This is a genomic window from Sinimarinibacterium flocculans, assembly GCF_003201205.1.
Lineage (GTDB): Bacteria > Pseudomonadota > Gammaproteobacteria > Nevskiales > Nevskiaceae > Solimonas > Solimonas flocculans.
In genome coordinates this window covers 31,402-52,107 of record NZ_QICN01000008.1, presented here as the reverse complement: position 1 = coordinate 52,107, position 20,706 = coordinate 31,402, and the positions used below count along the sequence as shown (strand labels likewise).

The window sequence follows — 20,706 nt, the reverse complement described above, 5'->3', positions numbered from 1 at the left end:
CTCGGCGGCCATCAGCATCTGCTTGATCGAATCGTTGACGTAGACCACGTTGAGATCGGCGTCGGCGACCATGACGTTGGTCTGCACGACGTCGAGCCCCTGGCGGATCCGCGCCGTGTCGGCCGCCCGGCGCAGGTCCTGCGCGCGGCTCTCGGCCTCCGCCTGCTTCTGCGCGGTGATGTCGGTGGCGAACTTGACGACCTTGGTCGGCCGGCCCCGGGCGTCGAGAATCGGGTTGTAGGACGCCTGGATCCAGATCTCGCGGCCATCCCTGCCGACGCGGCGGTACTGGCCGGCATCGAACTCGCCGCGGCCGAGCTTCTCCCAGAACGCGCGGTACTCGGCACTCGCCCGGTACTCCGGGTCGACGAACATGCCGTGGTGCTGGTCACGGATCTCGTCCATCGAGTAGCCGACGACCTGCAGGAAATTGTCGTTGGCCTTGAGGATCGTGCCGTCGAGCCGGAACTCGATCACGGCCTGGGCACGCTGGATGGCGGCGATCTGGCCGGCGAGGTCGGCCTGCGCATCGCTGCGCGTCGCGACCTTGCGGGGAGCGGCCTTCTTCTTCGTCGAAACGGCCGTCTTGGCCTTGGATGCGGTTTTCATGGCGGAACGGCCTTCTCAGGAGTGGGACACGGTGGCGAGCGCGGCGCTCGAGGCTTGCGCGGGGAGCTGCCGTCTGCGCGACGACCCGCCCAGCGCAGCCAGGGCGAGATAGGCGCCGGCGGCGCCGGCAGCGATCGCCGCGGCGATCACGGCGAGCAGGACGCCCGCTCCGACGGCGCCGTGACCGTGCGCGAAGCACGCGGCTGCCACGACGGCAGGGAGGGTGAGCAGCAGCGTGGCGACGATGCGAAGCCGGGCTGCAAGGGTCGGGGTGCGGGTCTTCATGGGGTACTCCGGTTCGTCGTACGGGTTCGGCACGGGCATGGCGTGCGCGCTACTGCAGGGCCTGGCTGCCGGCGTCCATCAACGCCATGTCGGCAGCCGTCATGAGCTTCTCGATGTCGACCAGGATCAGCATGCGTTCGTCGAGCGCACCGAGCCCGGTGATGTAGCGCGCATTGACGGCACTGCCGAACTCCGGCGCGGGGCGGATCTGTTCCGGCGTCAGCTGCATCACGTCCGAGACGCCGTCGACCACCATGCCGACGACGCGACGCGCGACATTGAGGATGATCATCACGGTGAACTCGTTGTATTCGGCGCGGCCCAGCCGGAACTTCAGGCGCATGTCGATCACCGGAACGATGGTGCCGCGCAGGTTGATCACGCCCTTGATGAAGTCCGGCGCGTCCGGAATCTTCGTGACCGTGTCGTAGCCGCGGATTTCCTGGACCTTGAGAATGTCCACGCCGTACTCCTCGTCGCCCAGCGTGAAGGTCAGGAACTCGTTGGGCATGCCGACCGTGCTGCCGGACTCGGTGTTCTCGGTTGTTGCAGTGCTCATGGATACGGATTCCCGGAAAAGAAACGTTCAGGCGGCCAGTGGCTGGGAGAACAGGCGCACGACGGCGGAGACATCCACGATCAGGGCGACGCGGCCGTCGCCGAGAATCGTCGCGCCGGAAACCCCGCGCACGCGGCGGTAGTTGGCTTCCAGGCTCTTGATCACGACCTGCTGCTGACCGACCAGATCGTCGATCTGCAGCGCCAGCTTGCGGCTCTCCGCCTCGACGATGACGACGATCGACTCGTGCGGTGCAGCCTTCGTGCCCGGCAGGCCGAACCACTCGCGCAGGTCGACGAGCGGCAGGTATTCGTTGCGCACGCGCACGACCGTGCCCTGCTGGGCCATGCGCTTGACCTGCTCGGGCAGCGGCTGCAGCGACTCGACGACGGCCCCCAGCGGCAGGATGAACACCTGGTCGCCGACGGCGACGGACATGCCGTCGAGAATCGCCAGCGTCAGCGGCAGGCGGATCGTCACGCGCATGCCACGGCCGGTCTCGGACGCCACCTCGACGACGCCGTTGAGCGCCTCGATGTTCTTCTTCACCACGTCCATGCCCACACCGCGACCGGAGACGTCGGTGAGCGCAGCCGCGGTCGAGAAGCCGGGCGCGAAGATGAGCTGCCACACCTCGGCATCGGTCATCGATTCGCTGACCGACAGGCCACGCTCCGCGGCCTTGGCGAGAATGCGCGCACGATCGAGTCCGCGACCGTCGTCGGCAACCTCGACGACGATGTGACCGCCCTGGTGCGAGGCCGATAGGCGCATCGTCCCGGTCGTTTCCTTGCCGGCCTCGGCGCGCGCCTCGGGCGTCTCGATGCCGTGATCGATGGCGTTGCGCACCAGGTGCGTCAGCGGATCGCTGATGCGCTCGATCACGCCCTTGTCGATCTCGGTCTGCTCGCCGCTGGTCACGAGCCTGACCTGCTTGCCGAGCTTGCCGGCGAGATCGCGTACCATGCGCGGGAAGCGCGAGAACACGAAGTCCACCGGCAGCATGCGCGTGGCCATCACCGCTTCCTGGATGCTGCGCGTATTGCGTTCGAGCTGCGACAGGCCGGTGAACAGGCGCTCGTGCTGCACGGGGTCCAGACTGCCGGCGAGCTGCTGGAGCATCGCCTGCGTGATCACCAGCTCGCCGACCAGGTTGACCAGGTTGTCGATCTTCTCGGTGGCGACGCGGATCGACCCGCTGTCGACGCGTACCGGGGCCGCGGTCCCGGCGTTCGCCGGCAGGGCAGCTTGCGCGACGTTTGCCGGCAGCGGTGCGGGAACCGGACCGGCGGTCGTCAGCGGCTCGATGGCCAGTGCGCACTCGTCCTCGACCCAGGCGAAGACCTCGGCCACGTCGTCGCGGTCGCAGGCGGCGCGCAGTTCGATGTCCCAGGCCAGGTAGCAGGTTTCCGCGACCAGATCGTCCAGCGCCGGCAGCGTGTCGAGCGTGGCGACGACGCGGCACTCGCCGAGTCGCTGCAGCTCGCGCAGGATGCGCAGCGGATCGTTGCCGCTCGCGAACAGTCCCGCGTGCGGCGCAAAGTGGATCTTCCAGCCGGCGGCCGACCTGTCGGCGCGCGGCGCGGTCTTCTCCGCCGCCGCGGACGCGGGTCCGTCGAGCAGGGCCCGCAACTCGGCGCTCAGGCCCTCGGCCAGCGTCGCGTCGTCCACGCGCCCGGCACGGGCGAAATCGAGGAGGCTGCGCAGTACGTCCACCGAGCGCAGCAGCACGTCGATGTCCGCCGGCGTGATCGCGCGGGTGCCGGCGCGCAGCCGGTCGAGCAGGGTCTCCAGCAGGTGGGTGAAATCGGCCACCGCGGCGAAACCGAAGGTCGCCGCGCCACCCTTGATGGAATGCGCCGCGCGGAAGATGCCGTTGATGGTCTCGGCGTCGGCCGAATCGGGCGTCAGCTTCAGCAGCGACGCCTCCATCGCATCGAGACCTTCGGCGCTCTCGTCGAAGAAGGTCTGGTGGAAGCGCGCGAGGTCGATACCGCTCATGGCGCGCTCAGCCGATCACCTTGTTGATGGTCGAGATCAGTTGCTCGGGATTGAACGGCTTGACCAGCCAGCCGGTCGCACCGGCGGCGCGCCCCTCCTGCTTCTTCTCGGGCCCGGATTCGGTGGTCAGCATCAGCAGCGGCGTGAACTTGTAGTCCGGCAGCTCGCGCAGCGCCTTGACCAGCGAGATGCCGTCCATGCGCGGCATGTTCACGTCGCACAGCACCAGGCGGAATTTCTCCTTTCTCGCCAGCTCGAGCGCTTCCGCGCCATCGGGCGCCTCGGCGACGTCGAACCCCGCGGAACGCAGGGTGAACGCGACCATCTCGCGCATGGAGTTCGAGTCGTCGACGGCGAGGATGCGGCTCATGTGCGCTCCGGATTGAGAGACAGGATTTCGGACAGACCCAGCGTCGCCGTGGCGGCGGTGAGGGCCGCAGAGGTCTGCAACCAGCCGGTTTGCAGGCCGGCATCGCGGCGATCGCGGAACACCGCGGCCAGCATCTGCAACGCGCTCGCGTGCAGGCGCTCGACGGCGGCGCCGTCGATCAGCACCGGCGCGGCTTCGGCGGCCACCGGCATCAGCAGGGCCTTGAGTGCGGCGGCCTGCTCGATGCCCAGGTCGCCCGGCAGCGACACGGTCGCGGCGACCGGCGGCGATCCGGCGTCAACGGTGTCGTCTGTCTCGGTACTGCCCATGGTTCGGCTCCAGCCCGGCCATCGGTCCCGGCGGCTGGCGGTGACGCGCAGCGCCGGACGGGTCGTTCTGCTAGCGGCTCGCCGGCGTCGCGGCGCAGGTGAAGCGGGACGAAAGGCAGTCCGGGGACCGCCGAACGGCATCAGTCGGCGGGAAGCTGGACGCAGTCCAGAACCGACGCCGTGTCGAGCAGCGTCAGCAGATCGCCGTCGCGCGTGTAGACGCCGTGAACGCGCGCCTGCCGCGCACCGGCACCGACGTCCGGCGCACGCTTGATCGCGTTGTCGATGATCTTGCGGACGTCCGCGACGCGGTCGACGAGCAGGCCGAAGCACTCGCCGTCGCTTTCGACGACGACGACCCGGGTCTCCGCATCCGTTGCCGCGGCCGGCAGGTTCAGGCGCCGGCGCAGGTCGATCACGGTCACCACCGTGCCGCGCAGATTGATGACGCCGAGCACCTCGTCCGCGGCACCGGGTACCGGTTCGATGTCGAACTGGCTCAGCACTTCCTGGACGTCGCCGATCGGCAGCCCGTAGATCTGGTGGTCGAGCGCGAAGCAGACCCAACGCGAGAGGCTGTCGTCGCGACGCCGCGCGGTGGCGTGATCGCTCACGATGCCGGCCCCGCCAGCGACTTCAGCGTGCCGGCAGGGACGATCACCTCGCCCCCGCTGCGTGGCTCCGGCACTGCCGCCGCCACGGCGGCCTGTCCGTTCTCGTCGCCGAGCACGACGACGACGACCCGCCGGTTGCGGTTGCGCCCCTCGGTCGTGCGGTTGTCGGCCACCGGATGATGTTCGCCGAGACCGACGACGGTCATGCGCGCCGGATCGATGCCGTGCTGCATGAACAGGTGCACGACGCTCGCGGCGCGGGCGGCGGACAGCTCCCAGTTCGACGGAAACGCGAGCGTCGCGATCGGACGATCGTCGGTATGTCCCTCGATGCGCAGCACGTTGGGGAACGGCGCGAGGATGTCCGCCAGCCGCTGCAGCACCGGTGCCGCCTGCGTCCCGACGGCGGCGACGCCGCTGGCGAACAGGATGTCGGTGTTGATCTCGATCTCCAGCCACTGCTCGGACCGGCGCACGATCACCAGGTCGCGGTCGATCAGATCCTGCATGGCCTGCTGCACGGCATCGGCCATGCGTCGCAGCTCGGCGCCGCCCTGCCCTTCCGCCATCCCGGCAGCGGTGCCCGACGACGCCTCACCGGACCGCCCGCCCGGCTCGGCCTGGTCGCCGCCCATCCTCGCACCCGGCAGGTCGGGACGGATGCCGCTGCGCTCCTGCTCGAAGCCGCGAAGGGTCACGGTATTGAACAGCGACTCGTTCTGCGTGCCCTTCTCCGGCTTGTCGCCGATCTGCACCGGCTTGAGCGCGCGCGGCGGACCGCCGAGCGCCACCGACAGCGAGTCGGCCAGAACGCGGTACTTGCCCTCGTTGACCGAGGACACCGCGTACATGACGACGAAGAACGCCAGCAGCAGCGTCACCAGGTCGCCGTAGGGAATCGCCCAGGCTTCGTGGTTCTGGTGTTCCTCGTGCTTGTGCTTCTTCGCCATCAGTGCAGGTACCCCTGCAGCTTGGACTCGATGTTGCGCGGGTTCTCGCCCTGCGAGATCGAGATCAGGCCCTCGATCGCCATCTCGCGGACGCGCGTCTGTTCGGCGATGGCGGCCTTGAGCTTGGCGGCGATCGGCAGGAAGAACAGGTTGGCCGCGCCGATGCCGTAGATCGTCGCGGTGAACGCGGCGGCGATGCCGGAGCCGAGCTTGCTCGGATCGGCGAGATTCTTCATCACCGCCATCAGGCCGAGCACGGCGCCGATGATGCCGAGCGTCGGCGCGTAGATGCCCATGCCCTCGAAGACCTTCGCACCCTGCTGGTCGAAGTGTTCGTGCGTGCCCATCTCGACTTCGAGGATGTTGCGGATCGCATCGGGTTCGGCACCGTCGACGAGCATCTGCAGACCTTTCTTCAGGAACGGGTCGGCCTCCGACTCCACCGTTCCCTCGAGCGCGAGCAGGCCCTGCTTGCGCGCGATGCCGCTCCACTCGACGATCCGTTCGATCAAGGCCTGCGGATCGTGCTGTGGCGGCCGGAACGCCCAGCGCATGATCTTCATGCCGTGCTTGAAGGTCTTCATCGGCGTGTGCAGCATGATCGCCGCCAGCGTGCCGACCATCACGATCACGAACGCCGCCGGATTCATCAGGCCGGCGATGCCCGAGCCCTTGAGCACGCTGCCGCCGACGATGGCAACCAGCGCGAGCACCACGCCGAGCAGCGAGAGCTTATCCATGGACCAGCTCCCGCGGCCGCGCGATGCGCCGTTTCCAGGCATCCACCAGGCCGGCGAAGTCGAGGATCAGCGCGACGCGGCCGTCCGGCAGCACCGTCGCCGATGAAACACCCGGCGTGCCGCGCAGCGACGGGCCCAGCGGCTTGATCACGATCTCCTCGCGTCCGCGGACCTCGCCGACGACGAATCCGTAGCGCTCGTCGCCGACCTGCGCCACGACCACGTGGCGTCGACCATCGTCCTCGGCGCGGCACAGCCACGGGTCCAGCCAGACCAGGCGCAGCGTGTCGCGCCGCGTCAGCACCACGTCCCAGCGGTCCAGCGTTTCCGCGGCGCCCGGCTCGAGCGCGAACACGTCGAGCACCGGCGCCAGCGGCAGCGCATAGCGCCGGCCGTTGGCCGATACCATCAGCGCCGACAGGATCGCGAGCGTCAGCGGCACGCGGATGCGTACCGTGCTGCCGGCACCGGGCTGCGACTCGATGTACACGTTGCCGCCGAGCGACTTGATGCGCGACATCACCACGTCCATGCCGACGCCCCGACCCGACAGGTCGGAGACCTGCTCCTTGGTCGAGAAGCCCGGCAGGAAGACCAGCTGCAGGCATTCCTCCACGGAAAGCTGCGCGGCCTCGACCGGGTCGAGCAGGCCCTTGTCGACGGCCTTGGCGCGCACTCGCTCGGCGTCGATGCCGCCGCCGTCGTCGCGCACGGTGATCGCGATGCTGTCGCCCTGCTGCTGCGCGCTCAGCGTCAGCCTGCCGGCGGGCGGCTTGCCGCGCCGCACCCGCTCGTCCGGCATCTCGATGCCGTGGTCGACGCTGTTGCGCACCATGTGCACCAGCGGATCGGCCAGCGCCTCGACGAGATTCTTGTCCAGGTCGGTGTCCTCGCCCTGCAGCTCGACCTCGACCTGCTTGCCCAGGCCGCGGGCCACGTCTCGCGCGATCTTCGGAAAGCGCGCGAACACCTTGCCGATCGGCTGCATGCGCACCTGCATCACCGCGTTCTGCAGGCCGCGGGTGATGAAGTCGAGTTCCGCGACGGGGCGCGCGAACTGCGCCGGGTCGGCCTCGCGGGCACGCAGGTCCTTGAGCCGGTTGCGCACCAGCACCAGCTCGCCGACGAGGTTCATCAACGCATCGAGGCGCGCGGTATCGACGCGCACCGTGGTCTCGGCCGGCGGCTTGCCGTTTTCGGCCGCCGGCGAAGCGGAAACAGGTGACCGCGCCGTGGGCGTGGGCGCAGGTGCCGGCGCGCTGACGCTCGCGGTCTGCGCTTCGGCGGCCGGCGGGCTGGCGGGGACCGGGGCAACCGGCGCCTTGCCGGCGCCGTGCAACTGATCGAGCAACGCCTCGAATTCGTCCTCGCTGATCGTGTCCGCGGCAGCAGCCGGCGGCGCCTCGGCCTTGGCCCTGGATTTGCGCGGCTTGCGCGCCGGCCGGGGCTTCGCCGGCGGTGCGAGCAGCGAGCGCAGGGTGTCCAGCAGCGCCGGATCGGCCGGCGCGAGCGGAGCGCCATCGGCCACGGCCTGCATCATCGCCTGCACGCCGTCGAGCGCCTGGAGCACGGCGTCCATCAGCGCCGCATCGACCGGCCGCTTGCCGGCACGCAGCGCGTTGAAGACGTCTTCGGCGGCATGGCACAGCTCGACCAGCGGATGCAGTTCGAGGAACCCGGCACCGCCCTTGACGGTGTGGAAGGCGCGGAAGATCGCGTTGAGCAGGTCCTGGTCCTGCGGCCGGCTCTCGAGCTCCACGAGCTGGCCGCCGAGGGCCTGCACGAGCTCGCCGGCCTCGATCAGGAAATCGGCGCGGATGTCGTCGTCGCTGCTCATGCGTCGGTGTGGTCTAGAAGCCTAGGCTGGCCAGCAGTTCGTCGGCGTCCTGCTGGCTGGCGGCGACCGCCCCCGGCACCGCCGGTCCGGCCAGATCGCCCGCCTTCGCCTGTATCGGCGCGGCCGGCGCGGTCTGAAGGGCGCCGCCGCCGGCGCTGCGCAGCAGCTCCAGCAGCGCGGTCTCGACGTTGCAGACCAGCGCGATCACGCGCTTGATGATCTGCCCGGAGATGTCCTGGTATTCCTGCGCCTGCGCGAGTTCGGACAGCGTGCCGCGCAGGGCGTCGGAGCGGCCGCGAAGGTCGTCGCCGATGCCCTGCAGCAGCACCGCGACGTTGCCGATATCCGGATGGTTGTCGGCGATCACGCTTTCCGCCTCGGCCACATGCGCGGCCGCGGCGTCGATGCCCACGGCCACGCCGCGCGCCTGCTCGACGAGATCGAGCGTGCGGTGCGCGGCCTGCTCGGTCATCTGCATGACGTAGTCGAGGCGGTGGCGGGCGTCGGGAATCTCGTCGCCGGCGATGCGCGCCAGCCGCTCGTCCACCCGCAGCTCGACGACGGCGTCGTGCAGCTCGCGCGTGAGTCGTGCCACGCGGGCGAACAGGGCGTCCTCGCGCTCGCGCGCCAGGGCGTCGATCCCCTGCTCGAACGCGGCGTCGTCGCCGCTCTCGAGCGCGGCGAGCAGTTGCCGCAACCGCGCGGCCGTCTGCCGGCGCCGGTCCGCGATCGGCCCGTCCATGTCAGGCGTCCCGTGGCGCGACGCGCCACCCGCTGCGACCGGGAAGACGGTTCATCCTAGGCCGTCTCGGAAATGCGCTGGAAGATCTTGTCGATCTTTTCCTTGAGCGTCTGCGCCGTGAACGGCTTGATGATGTAGCCGTTCACGCCGGCCTGCGCGGCCTCAATGATCTGCTCGCGCTGCGCCTCGGCGGTGACCATCAGCACCGGCGTCTTGGCGATGCGCGCGTCGCCACGGATCGCCTTGAGCAACTCGATGCCGGTCATGCCGGGCATGTTCCAGTCGGTGACGACGAACTCGAAGCCGCCGGCCTGCAGCAGCGGCCACGCGGTCTTGCCGTCGTCGGCCTCGGTCGTGTTGGTGTATCCCAGATCGTTGAGCAGATTCTTGACGATGCGCCGCATCGTCGAGAAATCGTCCACGATCAGGATCCGCATGTTCTTGTCCATCGTCGCTCCAGTTTCCGGTCGTTGCTTCAGGCTGCGGCGCGCATTTGCTTCCAGCCCTTGAGTCGTGCGCGCAGGCGCACCAGGGCCTGGCCATGGATCTGGCAGACGCGGCTCTCGCTCACGTCGAGCACCGCACCGATCTCGCGCAGGTTCAGCTCGTCGTCGTAGTACATCGACATCACCAGCCGTTCGCGTTCCGGCAGCTCGTCGATGGCCTCGGCCAGAGCTTCGCGGAATTCGCGCTGTTGCAACGCGTCGAGCGGACCGCCGGCAGGATCGGGACTGTCGAACGTCTCGTCGCCGTCCTCGCCGGCAGCGTTGAGGCTCAGGACCTGGCAGCGCGCGGCGTCGTGCAGGATCTCGCGCACCTCGTCGACACTGATGCCCATGCGCTCGGCGACCTCGGACTCGCGCGCGTCGCGCCCACTGGCCTGCTCGATCGCCCGCATCGCCTCGGCGGCCTCGCGGACGCGGCGGTGGACCGAGCGCGGCGCCCAGTCGGTCTGGCGCAGCTCGTCGAGCATCGCGCCACGGATGCGGATACCGGCATAGGTCTCGAAGGAGGCGCCGCGGTCGCCGCTGTAGTGCCGTGCCGCCTCGATCAGGCCGATGACGCCGGCCTGGATCAGGTCGTCCACGTCGACGCTCGACGGCAGCCGCGCCGCGAGGTGGTGGGCGATGCGCCGCACCAGATCGGCATGCCGGCGTACGAGATCGGTTTCGGACAGCGCATCGGGTGTGCTCATGCGGCAACTCCGGTGGCGACGCCGCCGTGAATCAGGCGTTCGACGAAGAATTCCAGGTTGCCGCGCGCGCCCTCCGGCATCGTCCAGCCGCGCACGCGGCGCGCCAGGTCGCGGTAGGCACGCGCGCTCGGCGCACTGGGATAGGCCTCGACGACGGCGCGCTGGCGGCGCACGGCGCGTCGCAGCCATTCGTCACCGGGAATCGTGCCGAGGTCGACCAGCGTGACGTTGAGAAAGCGCTCCGACACGCGGCGCAGGTTCTCGAAGATCTCGCGCGCCTCGGCCGGCGTCTGCGTCATGTTCGACAGCACCTGGAAACGGCGCACGCCGTGGTCGCGGCTCAGCACCTTGATCAGGGCATAGGCGTCGGTCAGCGACTGCGGGTCGTTGGTGACGACGACGATGATTTCCTGCGAGGCCTGGCTGAAGGTGATGACGCTGTCGGCGATGCCGGCCGCGGTGTCGACGATCAGCGTGTCCAGCGGCCGGCGCAGGTCGGAGAACGCGCGCACCAGGCCGGCGTGCTCCGCGGCGGACAGCTCGGCCATGTTGCGCTGGCCGCTCGACGCCGGCACCACCATGACGCCGGACGGTCCTTCGATGATCGTGTCCTCGAGCGAGCAACTGCCGTCGAGTACATGGGAGAGATTGCGCTGCGGCTGCAGGCCGAGCATCACGTCGATGTTGGCCAGGCCGAGATCGCCGTCGAGCAGCATCACGCGCTGTTCGTCCATCGCCATCGACACGGCGAGGTTCACCGAGGTCGAGGTCTTGCCGACGCCGCCCTTGCCGCTGGTGACGGCGATGACCTGCACCGGCCGCTGCATGCGCAGCGCCGCCAGACCCGAGGCCTGGTGACCGAACAGCGAATCAGACGCCGGCATGGGCAGCTCCGAATTGCAGGGCGAGCGTGCTGTCGTGCACGCGGGCGGGGTTGGATCGGGCGAGTTGCATCGCCCGCAGCACGAGCTGGTCGGCGCGCGCCGAGTGCAGGTCCTGCGGCACGCGCTGTCCGTCGCAGATGTACTGCACGGCGAGGCGGTGGCGGATCACGGCGGACAGCACACCGCCGATGCGCGCGGCCTCGTCGAGCTTGGTCAGCACGCAGCCGTCGAGCCCGGCCGGCGCGAAGCGTCGCAGGATGTCCTGCTGATCGGCCGCCTGGGTCGTCGCCGACAGCACCAGCCAGTTGCGCACCGGCCGGTGCGCCGCGCGTAGCTCGGCGAACTGCGCGCCGAGGCGGGCATCGCGCGGGGCGAGGCCGGCGGTGTCGATCAGCACCAGCTTGCGGTCGGCGAGCCGCGCCAGCGCGGCGCGCAACTGCTCGCCGCTGGAGGCGGTCTGCACCGGCACGCCGAGCAGGCGGCCGTAGGTGAAGAGCTGTTCCTGCGCACCGACGCGGTAATGGTCGGTCGTGACCAGCGCGAGGTCGCGGGTGCCGTGGCGCGCGGCGAAGCGCGCCGCGAGCTTGGCGATGGTCGTGGTCTTGCCGACGCCGGTCGGGCCGATCAGCGCGATCGTGCCGCCTTCGAGAATCGGATCACGGGGCGTCGGCGGCAGCCGGCGTACCAGCAGGCCGAGCGGCAGGAAGCGGGCGCGGTCACGATCGGCATCGCCCGGTAGTTCGTCGACGATCTCGCGCGCGAGGCCGGCGTCCAGGCCCAGGTCGGTCATCGCGCGCAGGGCCGCCATGCGTTCCGGCTGGCGGTCGGCCAGGTCGCGCCAGGCGATGTGCGCCACCTGTTCCTCGAGCATGCGGCGCATGCCGCCGAGTTCGCGGCGCAGCTGCTGGATTTCCGGCGCCGGCGGTGTCGGCAGCGCGGCCGGTGCCGGCCTGGCGACCGGGGGCGCCGGCTTGGCCACGGCCGCCTTGTCCTTCTTTGCCGCCGCCGACGCGGCGCGTGTCTGGGGAGGCTGTTCGGGAGCGGGCTCGGGGGCTGCGGCAGGCGTCTCGCGCCGCGTCGCCACCTGCATCAGCGCGGCGTCGTAGTCGGTTGCGGACACCACCTCGATGCCCTCGGCCACGCGCCGGTTCGACAGGATCACCGCATCGGCGCCCTGCTCCTCGCGCACCATGCGGATCGCCTCGCGCATGCTGCCGGCGACGAATCGTTTGATCTTCATGCGGACACCACGCTGTGTTCAGTCTCGGTCACGAAATCGCTCCCACCATGCGCAACTGTTTTGAATCCGGTACTTCGTCGAAGGCGAGCACGTGCAGGCCGGGAATCGTCTGTCTCGTGAACCGCGCCAGCAGGGGTCGCAGCGCCGGCGGAACCAGCAACACCGCGGGCTGACCGTCCGTCTCCAGCTTCCGCGTCTGTTCCGTGAGCGAGCGATGCATCCGCTCGGCGAGGCCCGGCTCGATCGCCGCTCCACCGCTCTTGAGGCTGTCCTGCAACACCTGTTCCAGAGGACCGGCCAGCGTGAGCACCGGCAGCTCCGGCTGCATGCCATTGATTTCCTGAACGATCTGCCGCCCGAGCGCGACGCGCACGAGACCCGACAGGACGACGGGGTCCTGACTCCTGCCGGCGTGTTCCGCCAAGGCTTCGGCGATCACGCGCAGGTTGCGGATCGGCACGCGCTCGGCGAGCAGGTTCTGCAGCACGCGCACGAACGCGGTCAGCGACAGCAGCTTGGGCACCAGGTCCTCGACCAGCTTCGGCGCCTGCTTGGCAAGCTGGTCGAGCAGCGCCTGGCCCTCGTCGTGACCGAGCAGCTCGTGGGCGTGCATGCGCACGATCTGCGACAGGTGCGTCGCGATCACCGTCGGGCAGTCGACCACGGTGTAGCCCAGGCTCTGCGCATGCTCGCGCCCGCCCTTGTCGATCCAGATCGCGTCGAGGCCGAAGGTCGGGTCCTTGGTCGGGATGCCCTCGACACTGCCGAAGACGCGACCGGGGTTCAGGGCCAGCTCGCGCTCGGGATGCACCTGGCCCTCGGCCACCGGCACGCCGTGCACCAGCAGGCGGTAGCTGCCCGGCTGCAACTGCAGGTTGTCGCGGATGTGCACCGCCGGCACGAGAAAGCCCAGCTCCTGCGTCAGCTTGCGGCGCACGCCCTTGATGCGCGCCATCAGCTCGCCGCCCTGGCGCGCGTCGACCATCGGGATCAGCCGGTAGCCGACCTCCAGTCCCAGCGCATCGGCGCCGCCGACGTCCTCCCAGCTCAGTTCGGCCGGCGCCGCGGGCTCGGTCGCTTCCGGTTCGGGCGCTTCGGCCGCCGCCTTGGCCCGTCGCGCGATCAGCCAGGCGACGCCACCGCAGGCCGCGGCCAGCAGCAGGAAGGCGAAGTTCGGCATGCCCGGGATCAGGCCCACGAGTCCCAGTACGCCGGCCGTCACCGCGAGCACACGCGGCTGGTTGAACAGCTGCCCGGCCACCTGCTTGGACATGTCCGCCTGCCGCGACATGCGCGTGACCAGCACCGCGACCGAGGTCGACAGCAGCAGCGCCGGCACCTGCGCCACCAGGCCGTCGCCGATGGTCAGCAGCGTGTAGATGCGCATGGCCTCGCCGAAGCTCATGCCGTGCGTCATCGGGCCGATGACCAGGCCACCGATGATGTTGATGATCAGGATCAGGATCCCGGCGATCGCGTCGCCACGGACGAACTTGCTGGCGCCGTCCATCGAGCCGTAGAAGTCCGCCTCGGAGCGCACCTCCTCGCGGCGCGCCTTGGCCTCGTCACGCGTCAGGATTCCGGCGTTCAGGTCGGCGTCGATCGCCATCTGCCGGCCCGGCAGCGCGTCGAGCACGAAGCGTGCGGACACCTCGGACACGCGCTCGGCGCCCTTGGTGACCACCATGAAATTGACGATCGTCAGGATGATGAAGACGACCAGGCCTACGGCGTAGTTGCCGCCGATCACGAAGCTGCCGAAGGCCTCGATCACCTGTCCCGCCGCGTGCGGTCCCTCGTGGCCGTTGAGCAGCACCACGCGCGTCGATGCCACGTTCAGCGACAGCCGCAGCAGCGTCGCGAACAGCAGCACCGTCGGAAAGGCCGAAAAATCCAGCGGCCGCATCACGTAGACCACCGCCAGCAGCACGGCGATCGACAGCGTGATGTTCACCGTGAACATCAGGTCCAGCACCGGCGTCGCCAGCGGCACGATCATCATGCCGAGCACGGCCATCAGCAGGATGGGCGCGGCGAGTCCGGAGCGGCCCAGTTCGCGGAAGCGGTTCAGAAGATCGGCAAGCGTCATGGACGCCCGCGTGCAAGGCCTGTGCCTCGCGGACAGGCCCCAAGTGTCGGCCAATTGACTCGCCCTCAGACGGTGACTATCTTTGGTATCTACCACTTGGATGGAGATCACCATGAGCACCGCCGCCAAGCTCTTCCTGTCCGGCCGCAGCCAGGCGGTGCGCCTGCCCAAGGCCCTGCGCTTCGAGGGCGACGAGGTGATCGCCAAGCGCTTCGGCAACGGCGTACTGCTGCTGCCGGTCGACGCGCCATGGCAGCTCATGCGAGAAGCACTCGACGAGTTCGAGCCCGGCTTCGAGATTGCGCGCGAGCAGCCCGACCAGCAGACCCGCGACGACTGGGCGTCATGACCGCGCCGCGCTATCTGCTGGATACCAACACCTGCATCTACATCATCAATCGCCGTCCGGCACAGGTCTTCGAGCGCTTCGCCGGCATTCGCTATGGCGAGATCGCAATCTCCAGCATCACCGGTGCGGAGCTGACGTTCGGCGCCGCCAAGAGCGGATCGGAACGCAACCTCCGCGCACTGCAGAAGTTTCTGGCGCCGCTGGAAGTTCTCGCCTTTGACGAAGCCGCGATGAAGCACTACGGTCCCGTGCGCGCCAAACTTGAAAGGCGCGGCACGCCCATCGGCGCCCTCGATCTGCTGATCGCGTCCCACGCCCTGGCCTTGAACGCCACACTGGTGACAAACAACCTTCGCGAGTTCCGCCGCGTGTCCGGCTTGGCGCTGGACAACTGGGTTGGCACCTCGGTCTGATCGAGTGAGCTTCGCGACCCGTCACGAAACCGCGGACGATGCCTCGGCCATCGAGACCGTCACCACCGCCGCCTTCCTCCACGCCGAACACCGCAGCGGCACCGAGCAACACATCATCGCTGCGCTGCGCGACGCCGGGCAGCTATCGGTATCTCTGGTCGCCGAGCTTGATGGCCGCATCGTCGGCCACGTCGCGGTGTCGCCGGTGACGATCTCGGACGGCAGCGCGGGCTGGTACGGCCTGGGTCCCATCTCGGTCCTGCCCGAGTGTCAGCGCACCGGCATCGGCAGCGCGCTGATGCACGCGGCGCTGTCCGCGCTACGCGGGCGCGGCGCGCGGGGCTGCGTCCTGCTGGGCGATCCGGCCTACTACCGCCGCTTCGGCTTTGCGCCCGACCCGCGACTGGTGCTGCCCGGCGTTCCACCCGAATACTTCCAGGCCCTGCCCTTCGGCGATACGGTGCCCACCGGCACCGTCGCCTATCACGCCGCCTTTGACGCGCAGGCCTGATCTCACGAAGCCGACACATCGCCATGCGATGCTGCGCGGTTGAAGCTCGACCCGTAGGAGCGGCTTCAGCCGCGACCATGCGCCCGGATCGCAGAAGGGTCGCGCCTGAAGGCGCTCCTACAACCGCATGCCACGCTTCACCACCTTATCGAGAAGTGCCCCATGAAACGCCGCGACTTCCTCCACTCCAGCCTGCTGCTGCTCTCCACCCCGCTGCTGCCCGGCTGCGGCGACAGCGACGATGCGCCGGACAACGGCGGCGATCCGGGCACCGACCTGCCGGGCAACCTGGACGACAGCCTGCTCGACTATCCGCGCGTGCTGCCGCTGCCGTTCGCGCATGGCGTGGCGTCAGGCGATCCGCTGGCGGACCGCGTCATCATCTGGACGCGCATCACCGAATCCACACCGTCGGCGGATGCGATCCCGGTGCACTGGGAAGTCGCGGCCACGCCGGACTTCGCCACCGTGCTGAAGAGCGGCGCGCAGAACGCCGTCGCCGCGCACGACTGGACGATCAAGGTCGACGTGACCGGCCTCGCCCCGGCCACGAGCTACTACTACCGCTTCCGCGCCTTCAACCGCTGGTCCATCGTCGGCCGCACGCGCACCGCGCCAGCCGATGCGGTGGACGAGATCCGCCTCGCCGTCGTCGCCTGTTCCAGCTACTGGTCCAGTCACTGGAGTGGCTTCGGCCACCTGGCCGACCGCAACGACCTCGATCTGGTCCTGCACTGCGGTGACTACATCTACGACTTCGTCGACGAGGACGAGGAAGTCCGTGCACGGCTCGACCGCAAGGACATCAACGACGTCGACTACCGCGACTGGCTCAACCTCGACGAGGTACGCCGCCGCTACGCCCTGTTCCGGTCGGACCCCAACCTGCTGCGCGCCCACCAGCAGCATCCGTGGATGATCGTCTGGGACAACCACGACATCGATCCCGGATTCGGCAACGAGCTGGACAGCCCCATCGACCCAGCCACCAGCACCTGCACGCTCGCCGACACCGCGCGCGCCTTCCACGAGTGGACGCCGACGCGGCCAGTGAAGCCCGACGGCTCCGGCGAGTTCGTGTTCGTCGACGACGGCAGCTACCCGCAACCGGCCGACCCGCTGCTGATCTACCGCAAGCTCGCCTACGGCCCGCTGCTCGACATCGTCGGTGTCGACACGCAAAGCCTGCTGCCGCGCTACGAGCTGCCGGTGGACAGCAGCCACCTGCCCGACGGCGCGCCCAGCCTCTACGGCCGGCGCCAGTTCGAATGGCTTACCGGCACCCTGCTCGCGTCGCAGCAGGCCGGCACCACCTGGCGGCTCATCAACAACCAGACCTGGTTCGCGCCGGTGGACATCCCGGACGTGGTCGACGGAATCCCCACGCCCAAGCTCGGCATCTCGCGCTGGGCCGATTACGCGCAGGAACGCGCCGCGCTGTGCCGCTACCTGCGCGGCGACAACCCGGCGAGCCTGCGCATCCGCAACAACGTGCTCGTCTCCGGCGACGCCCACGGCAACCTCGGCTCCGACGTGATCGAGGACAACGCCCTGCTCGGCGCCTACTTGCCCGGCGTGCCGCTGCCCAATCCGCGCGGCGGCTCCACGCCGGACAACCTGCTCGCCGGCTACATGCGCGCCACCACCGGCGCCCTCGGCCCCGTCAGCGGCCGCGAAGCTTCCGTCGGCGTCGAATTCGCCCCCAGCTCCATGGGCCGCGGCGGCGCCGACGAACTCGTCACCAACGCCGCCGGCCTCGAACCCGGCTCACCCCTCGGCGTCGTCGGCGCCCGCGCCCTCGAACTCGCCCTCATCGCCGGCAACAAGAACGTCCAGTTCGTCGAATGGGTCGACCACGGCTACGGCATCGTCAGTCTTACGAGCGAACGCGCCGTCTTCGAATGGTGGTGGCAGGACAAGCTCACCCCCGACTCCCCCGACGTGCTCGGCCAGCAGATGGTGGCCTGGGCGGAGACCGATACCGCGCAGCTCATTCCGCGCTTTCAGGATCAGATTGATGCTGTGACGGCGCACGGCATGGCAGTGAGTGCGACGCAGGGGAGCCGCGTTGCCGAGCCGGCGCCGTTACATGGCGAGCTGTTGATTCCGCGCTGACCGGTCGTACTCTCGTAGGGATTCCAGCTCTACTTGCTGGCTGGTATTGTCGCCTAGGCATCGAGACCCCTTGTGCCACTCAACGCGTAAAGCGTTAAATCCGCTTAACAAGCATCACCGCTCTTGGACGAGTACTAGCGTGACATGGACGTTGTTCGTCTGCTGCGCCATGGCGCGGGAGGATCTGGCGATGATGCTAAATGTGCGTCCATCGGATGCGGCACACTGAAGAAGCTGATGGCTGGGAATCATAAGGGGAGGCGGCGATGATCTTTCTCACAATGTACAAAGCTTCGGTAGACGCTGATCTCGCGACTCGATTTGGGGAACTGAAAGCCGGGCTGAGGTCAATCCTCACGCCACTCGTAACCCCCGCAATCGACACTATTGCAAATGTATTCAACGTTCCTGGTGCCACCCTCCGCTCCCCAGCTCAACCCACGGAGTTCGGTGAACCGACAGGAATACTTGACGCTGAGTTGTACACAGATAGGAGATCACTAGTTGCGATCACTCTAAGTGACCCAACGCATAGGCACGTACCACGTCTAAGACGTCTTGCTCGATCTGCCGCTGAAGACTCTGACGATAAGCGCCTCGTCATTGAGGTGGCTTTCATCGGCCCAGATTTGCCGCCTCGCTCCCTCGCTCCAGTGATCGATGTCTACGACACGGTCTTTCCTGTGAAGCTCGCTAACAGGCGATTCACTTCTCCGCGATTTACCGAGCTGAAGGACGAAGGGCGCGAGCCCCCAACTGCCCCAACAGCGCAGGAGCTTTTGGCGGTTACAAAGCTCCGCGATCGAGCAGCGCGCACACTAGCAACAGCTGTGAAAGCCTCTGGCGGCCTTTTGCTCAAGGACGCCCCGAAGCAGCTCCCCCAAGACCACCGAGCTGACGTCGAGCATCTGACTACAGAACTCAAGGCATCGGGAATCATTGACTCAGAGGTTTTTGTCGTCTGCAGCAAGACCCAAGCTCAGGTAGCGCGCGTCCCCAACCTCCAAGTAATTGACGATTTGGCGAGAAGCGGGGTCAAGTGCGCCTGCGGTAGAAGCATCTCCGAGGAACGTCACGAAGAGGCTTTGACAGTTACAGAACTGGGGCGGTCGTTGCTAGATAAGGCTCGATGGCTGACTGTGCTGCTTATTCAAGAACTCGAAGGCATGGGCGTTCCAGCCGGAGACATTCTCGTAGAGCAGAATATCGGCGGAGATGAGATTGATTGCCTCGCAAACATTTCTGGAGAACTGGTCCTGATTGAACTAAAGGACAAGGAATTTAGCTTGGGCAATGCGTATTCCTTCGGCGCCAAGATTGCCATCGTTCGTCCGCAGCACAAGGTGATCATTACGACAGACAAGATAGGCAATGATGCTAAGGAGCATTTTAAGCGGGCACGCCTATCGGGCGGGACGGAAGGCGACATGGACTTTCTCTATGAGCACTCTCAACAAGGGAGGGACATCACTTATATCGAGGGAGTTCAGAATCTCAATGAGGGTCTCGCTGATTTGGTTACGTCAATATATCGCGGCGACGCAACTAGGCTCTTGGGGCAAGTCCTTCCGTTCGCCGTTGTTGATGGAGCGGCTCTACTTGCTGCGTTTGAATCGACAATAGCGCAACCCAAAACCGTGGCGGCCTAAAGGCAGCCCTACCGGGCGCGTTCGTTACTGAACACACTTCCCCGCACGAAGCGACCTTCAGAAGGAAGGCGGTGTTCATTTCTACGGATCGGCCTCTCCTCCTGGCACATCGCCAATACTCGGCACGTTCGGACGCGGCCCGGCGGCCTCGGGTCGCCGACGCCAATCACGCAACTGGTAGATGTAGGTGAGCACCTGCGCGACGGCCGCGTAGAGGTTGGCCGGAATCTCGTCGTCCACATTCGCGTTGCGGTACAGCGCTCGCGCCAGCGGCGGTGCGTCGACGATGGGGATGCGGTGCTGGCGCGCGAGTTCGCGGATGGACAGTGCGAGCAGGTCGACGCCCTTGGCGACGACGCGCGGGGCGCGCATCTTGCCGGCGTCGTATTTCAGGGCCACGGCGTAGTGCGTCGGGTTGACGACGACGACGTCGGCGCCCGGCACGGCTTCCATCATCCGGCGGCGCGAGATCTGTTGCTGCAGTTGGCGCTGGCGGCCCTTCACTTCCGGGCTGCCCTCGGCCTCCTTGTGTTCCTGGCGGACTTCCTGGCGCGTCATGCGCAGCTTCTTCGCATGCGACCAGAGCTGGTAGGGCGCGTCGATGAGCGCGATCAGCAGCAGGCCGCCGCACATCCAGCCGAGGCATCCGAGGGCGATGCGCATGGCGTGCGCCATCGCCGGCGCCAGCGGTTCGCGGCCCAGGGCCATGATCTCGTCAAGCCGCGTGGCGATGTAGAGCACGGCAATGGCGCCGAGCGCGCCGGCCTTGAGCAGCGCCTTGCCGAGTTCGACGAGGCTCTGCGAGGAGAAGATGCGGCCGAGTCCGGACAGCGGGTTCACGCGCTTGAAGTCCGGCTTGAGCGCTTCGGCCGAGACATTCCAGCCGCCGAGGAGGATCGGGCCGACGATGCCGGCGAGAAAGCCGACGCCGAGCAGCGGCAGGGCGACGGCGAAACCGGCGCCGATCAGTGCGCCGAAGTGGCGCGCCATGTCCTGCGGCCGTTCGACCAGCGGCAGTTCCGGCGACAGCGCGCGCTGCATCCATGTGGCCGCGCCGTTGGCGATGGTGCCGGAGAGCAGCAGCAGCGTCAGCAGACCGCCGGCGACGACGACGAAGCTCACCAGCTCGCGCGAACGCGCGATCTCGCCACGCTTGCGCGCGTCGCGCAGGCGCTTGGGTGTGGCGCGTTCGGTCTTGTCCTGGCTGCTGGCCTGTCCGCTCATG

At 68.1% G+C, this 20,706-nt stretch carries 22 protein-coding genes; 5 read left to right on the top strand and 17 right to left on the bottom strand.

Annotation, left to right across the window (positions count from 1 at the left end):
• From C8D93_RS14085 to flhA, 16 genes are all read right to left on the bottom strand, one after another.
• The coding region (locus C8D93_RS14085) for a PAS domain-containing protein (RefSeq protein WP_146216624.1) at positions 1–609 on the bottom strand (609 nt) is incomplete at its 3' end.
• 15 nt (positions 610–624) lie between these two features.
• Positions 625–894, bottom strand: coding sequence for a hypothetical protein (locus C8D93_RS14080; protein WP_146216617.1), 270 nt, complete (start codon positions 892–894; stop codon positions 625–627).
• Between the two features lie 49 nt (positions 895–943).
• Positions 944–1,453: a chemotaxis protein CheW gene (locus C8D93_RS14075; RefSeq protein WP_110265855.1), complete on the bottom strand. Its 510-nt coding sequence runs from the start codon at positions 1,451–1,453 to the stop codon at positions 944–946.
• Between the two features lie 27 nt (positions 1,454–1,480).
• The gene (locus C8D93_RS14070; protein ID WP_110265854.1) at positions 1,481–3,454 is read right to left on the bottom strand and encodes a chemotaxis protein CheW; all 1,974 of its coding nucleotides are present in this window, start codon (positions 3,452–3,454) and stop codon (positions 1,481–1,483) included.
• A 7-nt stretch (positions 3,455–3,461) separates the two neighbouring features.
• Complete coding sequence (locus tag C8D93_RS14065) at positions 3,462–3,824, bottom strand: response regulator (protein WP_110265853.1); 363 nt, start codon at positions 3,822–3,824, stop codon at positions 3,462–3,464.
• Positions 3,821–4,153 carry an STAS domain-containing protein gene (locus C8D93_RS14060; protein WP_170124034.1) on the bottom strand — a complete coding sequence of 111 codons (333 nt, stop codon included), beginning with the start codon at positions 4,151–4,153 and terminating at the stop codon, positions 3,821–3,823. Before C8D93_RS14060 ends, C8D93_RS14065 begins: the two co-directional genes overlap by 4 nt.
• Positions 4,154–4,293: 140 nt before the next feature.
• The gene (locus tag C8D93_RS14055; protein ID WP_170124033.1) at positions 4,294–4,767 is read right to left on the bottom strand and encodes a chemotaxis protein CheW; all 474 of its coding nucleotides are present in this window, start codon (positions 4,765–4,767) and stop codon (positions 4,294–4,296) included.
• The gene (gene motD, locus C8D93_RS14050) at positions 4,764–5,717 is read right to left on the bottom strand and encodes a flagellar motor protein MotD (RefSeq protein ID WP_110265851.1); all 954 of its coding nucleotides are present in this window, start codon (positions 5,715–5,717) and stop codon (positions 4,764–4,766) included. Before motD ends, C8D93_RS14055 begins: the two co-directional genes overlap by 4 nt.
• The gene (locus C8D93_RS14045; protein WP_110265850.1) at positions 5,717–6,457 is read right to left on the bottom strand and encodes a flagellar motor protein; all 741 of its coding nucleotides are present in this window, start codon (positions 6,455–6,457) and stop codon (positions 5,717–5,719) included. The genes motD and C8D93_RS14045 overlap by 1 nt, the downstream gene beginning before the upstream one ends.
• Positions 6,450–8,294, bottom strand: coding sequence for a chemotaxis protein CheA (locus C8D93_RS14040; RefSeq protein WP_110265849.1), 1,845 nt, complete (start codon positions 8,292–8,294; stop codon positions 6,450–6,452). The genes C8D93_RS14045 and C8D93_RS14040 overlap by 8 nt, the downstream gene beginning before the upstream one ends.
• 13 nt (positions 8,295–8,307) lie before the next feature.
• Positions 8,308–9,036 carry a protein phosphatase CheZ gene (locus C8D93_RS14035; protein WP_110265848.1) on the bottom strand — a complete coding sequence of 243 codons (729 nt, stop codon included), beginning with the start codon at positions 9,034–9,036 and terminating at the stop codon, positions 8,308–8,310.
• Between the two features lie 56 nt (positions 9,037–9,092).
• Positions 9,093–9,485 carry a chemotaxis response regulator CheY gene (locus tag C8D93_RS14030; RefSeq protein ID WP_110265847.1) on the bottom strand — a complete coding sequence of 131 codons (393 nt, stop codon included), beginning with the start codon at positions 9,483–9,485 and terminating at the stop codon, positions 9,093–9,095.
• A 26-nt stretch (positions 9,486–9,511) separates the two neighbouring features.
• The gene (locus tag C8D93_RS14025) at positions 9,512–10,231 is read right to left on the bottom strand and encodes an RNA polymerase sigma factor FliA (protein ID WP_110265846.1); all 720 of its coding nucleotides are present in this window, start codon (positions 10,229–10,231) and stop codon (positions 9,512–9,514) included.
• Positions 10,228–11,115, bottom strand: a complete 888-nt coding sequence (locus C8D93_RS14020) for a MinD/ParA family protein (RefSeq protein WP_110265845.1) — start codon at positions 11,113–11,115, stop codon at positions 10,228–10,230. The genes C8D93_RS14025 and C8D93_RS14020 overlap by 4 nt, the downstream gene beginning before the upstream one ends.
• Complete coding sequence (gene flhF / locus C8D93_RS14015) at positions 11,102–12,355, bottom strand: flagellar biosynthesis GTPase FlhF (RefSeq protein ID WP_110265844.1); 1,254 nt, start codon at positions 12,353–12,355, stop codon at positions 11,102–11,104. Before flhF ends, C8D93_RS14020 begins: the two co-directional genes overlap by 14 nt.
• Before the next feature lie 28 nt (positions 12,356–12,383).
• Complete coding sequence (gene flhA, locus C8D93_RS14010) at positions 12,384–14,444, bottom strand: flagellar biosynthesis protein FlhA (RefSeq protein ID WP_110265843.1); 2,061 nt, start codon at positions 14,442–14,444, stop codon at positions 12,384–12,386.
• Between the two features lie 112 nt (positions 14,445–14,556).
• Between flhA and C8D93_RS14005 the strand changes: the two genes are divergently transcribed.
• The 5 genes from C8D93_RS14005 (at position 14,557) to C8D93_RS20445 (ending at position 19,481) form a co-directional block, all read left to right on the top strand.
• Positions 14,557–14,793, top strand: coding sequence for an antitoxin (locus tag C8D93_RS14005; protein ID WP_211307354.1), 237 nt, complete (start codon positions 14,557–14,559; stop codon positions 14,791–14,793).
• Positions 14,790–15,206 (top strand): type II toxin-antitoxin system tRNA(fMet)-specific endonuclease VapC, encoded by a 417-nt coding sequence (gene vapC, locus C8D93_RS14000; protein ID WP_110265841.1) that lies wholly within the window; start codon positions 14,790–14,792, stop codon positions 15,204–15,206. Before C8D93_RS14005 ends, vapC begins: the two co-directional genes overlap by 4 nt.
• A 4-nt stretch (positions 15,207–15,210) precedes the next feature.
• Positions 15,211–15,717 (top strand): GNAT family N-acetyltransferase, encoded by a 507-nt coding sequence (locus C8D93_RS13995; RefSeq protein ID WP_110265840.1) that lies wholly within the window; start codon positions 15,211–15,213, stop codon positions 15,715–15,717.
• 162 nt (positions 15,718–15,879) lie between these two features.
• Positions 15,880–17,832, top strand: a complete 1,953-nt coding sequence (locus tag C8D93_RS13990) for an alkaline phosphatase D family protein (protein ID WP_110265839.1) — start codon at positions 15,880–15,882, stop codon at positions 17,830–17,832.
• A 266-nt stretch (positions 17,833–18,098) separates the two neighbouring features.
• Positions 18,099–19,481, top strand: coding sequence for a hypothetical protein (locus C8D93_RS20445; protein WP_146216616.1), 1,383 nt, complete (start codon positions 18,099–18,101; stop codon positions 19,479–19,481).
• An 81-nt stretch (positions 19,482–19,562) separates the two neighbouring features.
• Here the strand turns inward: C8D93_RS20445 and flhB are convergent, their stop codons facing one another.
• On the bottom strand, positions 19,563–20,705 hold the full coding sequence (gene flhB, locus C8D93_RS13980; protein WP_110265837.1) for a flagellar biosynthesis protein FlhB: 1,143 nt from the start codon (positions 20,703–20,705) through the stop codon (positions 19,563–19,565).
• Between the last annotated feature and the right edge of the window lies 1 nt (position 20,706).

Coding starts and splice junctions, on each gene's coding strand:
- C8D93_RS14020 (WP_110265845.1), bottom strand. CDS start 11,115: ATGCCGGCGTCTGATTCGCTGTTCGGTCACCAGGCCTCGGGTCTGGCG.
- C8D93_RS13990 (WP_110265839.1), top strand. CDS start 15,880: ATGAAACGCCGCGACTTCCTCCACTCCAGCCTGCTGCTGCTCTCCACC.
- C8D93_RS14025 (WP_110265846.1), bottom strand. CDS start 10,231: ATGAGCACACCCGATGCGCTGTCCGAAACCGATCTCGTACGCCGGCAT.
- C8D93_RS14075 (WP_110265855.1), bottom strand. CDS start 1,453: ATGAGCACTGCAACAACCGAGAACACCGAGTCCGGCAGCACGGTCGGC.
- C8D93_RS14040 (WP_110265849.1), bottom strand. CDS start 8,294: ATGAGCAGCGACGACGACATCCGCGCCGATTTCCTGATCGAGGCCGGC.
- C8D93_RS20445 (WP_146216616.1), top strand. CDS start 18,099: ATGATCTTTCTCACAATGTACAAAGCTTCGGTAGACGCTGATCTCGCG.
- flhB (WP_110265837.1), bottom strand. CDS start 20,705: ATGAGCGGACAGGCCAGCAGCCAGGACAAGACCGAACGCGCCACACCC.
- C8D93_RS14070 (WP_110265854.1), bottom strand. CDS start 3,454: ATGAGCGGTATCGACCTCGCGCGCTTCCACCAGACCTTCTTCGACGAG.
- C8D93_RS14080 (WP_146216617.1), bottom strand. CDS start 894: ATGAAGACCCGCACCCCGACCCTTGCAGCCCGGCTTCGCATCGTCGCC.
- C8D93_RS14030 (WP_110265847.1), bottom strand. CDS start 9,485: ATGGACAAGAACATGCGGATCCTGATCGTGGACGATTTCTCGACGATG.
- C8D93_RS14065 (WP_110265853.1), bottom strand. CDS start 3,824: ATGAGCCGCATCCTCGCCGTCGACGACTCGAACTCCATGCGCGAGATG.
- flhA (WP_110265843.1), bottom strand. CDS start 14,444: ATGACGCTTGCCGATCTTCTGAACCGCTTCCGCGAACTGGGCCGCTCC.
- C8D93_RS14035 (WP_110265848.1), bottom strand. CDS start 9,036: ATGGACGGGCCGATCGCGGACCGGCGCCGGCAGACGGCCGCGCGGTTG.
- C8D93_RS14060 (WP_170124034.1), bottom strand. CDS start 4,153: ATGGGCAGTACCGAGACAGACGACACCGTTGACGCCGGATCGCCGCCG.
- flhF (WP_110265844.1), bottom strand. CDS start 12,355: ATGAAGATCAAACGATTCGTCGCCGGCAGCATGCGCGAGGCGATCCGC.
- vapC (WP_110265841.1), top strand. CDS start 14,790: ATGACCGCGCCGCGCTATCTGCTGGATACCAACACCTGCATCTACATC.
- C8D93_RS14005 (WP_211307354.1), top strand. CDS start 14,557: ATGAGCACCGCCGCCAAGCTCTTCCTGTCCGGCCGCAGCCAGGCGGTG.
- C8D93_RS14045 (WP_110265850.1), bottom strand. CDS start 6,457: ATGGATAAGCTCTCGCTGCTCGGCGTGGTGCTCGCGCTGGTTGCCATC.
- motD (WP_110265851.1), bottom strand. CDS start 5,717: ATGGCGAAGAAGCACAAGCACGAGGAACACCAGAACCACGAAGCCTGG.